Source organism: Stenotrophomonas sp. HMWF003 (genome assembly GCF_003061285.1).
Classification (GTDB): Bacteria; Pseudomonadota; Gammaproteobacteria; order Xanthomonadales; family Xanthomonadaceae; genus Stenotrophomonas; species Stenotrophomonas maltophilia_AP.
Genome location: NZ_QAIW01000172.1, coordinates 1 through 2716 on the forward strand (window position 1 = coordinate 1; position 2716 = coordinate 2716).

Sequence of the window (2716 nt, forward strand, 5' to 3'; positions counted from 1 at the left end):
ATTCGGCGCCGGCCACGCCGCTGCCGTCGGCCCCGGGGCTGCGCGTACAGCGCGGCCAGGCGCCACCGCAGGGCTGATCCCGCGCATCGCCTGCGGCGCCGTCGCGCCGTCGATGCCGATCACCGCCTGCCTGCCCGCCCTGCGGGCTTCTTCCTGATCTGTGGTGCGTGGCGTGGCCTGCCGGCCGCGCCCGCATGCGTCCGTCTGCTTTCCTTCGAGGTTATTGCCATGGCCCAGCGCCAGCGTCGTTGCACGTCCCTTTCCCGTTGCTCGCTGAGCATCGCCCTGCTCGGCGCGCTCAGTGCCCCGGCCTTCGCCCACGGTGCCGCTGCCGGCGCGCCGACCACGCTGGACAAGGTGGTGGTCACCGCCGCCGGCTTCGAGCAGAAGATCACCGACGCGCCGGCCAGCATCAGCGTGGTCAGCCGCGAGGAACTGAGCAAGCGCCCGTACACCAGCCTGGTGGATGCGCTGCGCGACGTGGAAGGCATCGACGTGGGCATGGAAACCACCGACAAGAACGGCCGCGCCACCATCTCCATGCGCGGCATGCCGTCCGAATACACCCTGGTGCTGATCGACGGGCGCCGCCAGAGCAACGTGGGTCAGCTGTACCCGAACAACTTCGGCGGCGGCCAGTTCGCCTACCTGCCGCCGCTGGATGCGATCGAGCGCATCGAAGTGGTGCGCGGCCCGATGTCCACCCTGTATGGCTCCGATGCGATGGGCGGGGTGATCAACATCATCACCCGGCGCAACCAGGACAGCTGGCACGGCTCGGTCACCCAGGGCTTCACCGTGCAGCAGGACGACCAGTTCGGCGATGCGCGCACCACCGACGTGTACCTGACCGGCCCGTTGCTCAAGGACCGCCTGGCCCTGGCAGTGCGCGGCAGCTACTACGACGCCAAGGCGTCCAACCCGGAGTGGGACGACCTGCCGCTGCCGGACGGCACGCTGTGGGAACGCAGCATCGGCTTCGGCGGTGGCGGCAAGGCGGTGGCCAACACCAACTGGAACACCGGGCTGCGCCTGAACTGGACGATCAACGACGACCACGACCTGAGCCTGGACTACGACGTCTCGCGCCAGAAGTACGACAACAGCGAAGGCCAGACCGGCACCCTGGACAGTGCCGCCAGCCTGTGGCGCGTGGGCAATGCGACCCTTCCCAACCCGAACGGCAGCGGCACGATCACCCGCCGCGTGGTGCAGCCGCGCGTGGGCTATACCGCCTACCAGCGCTACGAGCGCGACCAGCTGGCGCTGAGCCACCAGGGCCGCTACAGCTTCGGCACCTGGCAGACCACGCTGACCCACACCACCAGCAACAACCTGGGCCGTTCGCTGCCGCTGACCCTGGACGAGCGCGCGGACCTGCAGACGTTGTGGAACGACGTATGCCGCCGCACCGGCGCGGCGGCCAACTGCGCCGCGGGCCGGGGCAATGCGCTGACCGCGCTCAATGCCAGCGAGCAGGCCCGCCTGCAGGCGTTCCTGCCGCGCCCGCTGCGCACGATGGAGCTGGAAGGCTACGTGCTGGACACGATGCTGGACATGACCTTCGGCGCGCACAAGCTGACCGTGGGGGGCCAGTACAACGACACCGACATGGTGGACGGCGTGTTCGGCATGGACGGTGCCGGCTACCGTGACAACGTCAAGCAGCAGCACCGGATGTGGTCGGTGTTCGCCGAGGACAACTGGTCGCTGACCGACACGCTGACCGCCACGGTGGGCGTGCGCTATGACGACCACAACATCTTCGGCAGCCACGTCAGCCCGCGCGGTTACCTGGTGTGGAACGCCAGCGATGCGTGGACGATCAAGGGCGGCGTGAGCACCGGCTACAAGACGCCGCGCCCGGACCAGCTGTTCCCCGGCGTGACCGGCTTTGGTGGCCAGGGCGTGCTGCCGCTGGTGGGTTCGCCGAACCTGCAGCCGGAAACCAGCACCAACTACGAGGTGGCGGCGTACTACGAAGGCAGCGACTGGGGCTTCAACGTCACCGGCTTCCTCAACAAGTTCGACGACAAGATCGCCAGCGGCGGCACGTTCCCGAACTGCGAAGTGGCCCCGGCCGGCAGCGGGTACTGCGTGGACGTGGGCCCGGGCTGGGCGGCGTTGGGCTACAGCACCTTCAGCCAGAGCGTGAACATCGACAAGGCCGAAACGCGCGGTGTTGAAGCGGCGGCTTACGTGGACCTGCTGGCCAGCCTGCAGCTGCGCGGCAACTACACCTATACCAAGTCCGAGCAGACCAGCGGCGTGGACAAGGGCAAGCCGGTGGGCGGCACGACCACGCCGGCCAAGCACATGGCCAATGCCAGCCTGAACTGGCAGATCAACGATGCGGTGAGTCTGTCGCTGATCGGCGAAGGCCGTTACGACCGCTACCGCGACACGCTGGTGGGCAACGTGGGCGGAGTGAGCACCTCGCAGGTGCGCTACTACGACGACTACACGATCTTCCACCTGGGTGGCAGCTGGAACATCAACCGTTGGCTGACGCTCAATGCGCGGGTCAACAATCTGTTCGACAAGAACTTCGTGTCGCAGTCGTGCGTGTTGATCAGCGACAGCGAGTACAACTGCGTGGACGATTACGCGACCAAGGACCAGCGCCGCAGCTACTGGGTGTCGTTGAACGCGAAGTTCTGAGGTACAAGTGCGTCGGGGCTGATGGGTTCCTGAGGTGGGTCGGTGGGGGTGGGGT

Annotated in this window: 1 protein-coding gene; it reads left to right on the plus strand. The window is 67.5% G+C overall.

Annotated elements, in window-relative coordinates:
• The first annotated feature begins 228 nt into the window (after window positions 1-228).
• Window positions 229-2661, plus strand: a complete 2433-nt coding sequence (locus DBR34_RS07060) for a TonB-dependent receptor (RefSeq protein ID WP_128096259.1) — start codon at window positions 229-231, stop codon at window positions 2659-2661.
• Window positions 2662-2716 lie beyond the last annotated feature (55 nt).

Coding starts and splice junctions, on each gene's coding strand:
- DBR34_RS07060 (WP_128096259.1), top strand. CDS start 229: ATGGCCCAGCGCCAGCGTCGTTGCACGTCCCTTTCCCGTTGCTCGCTG.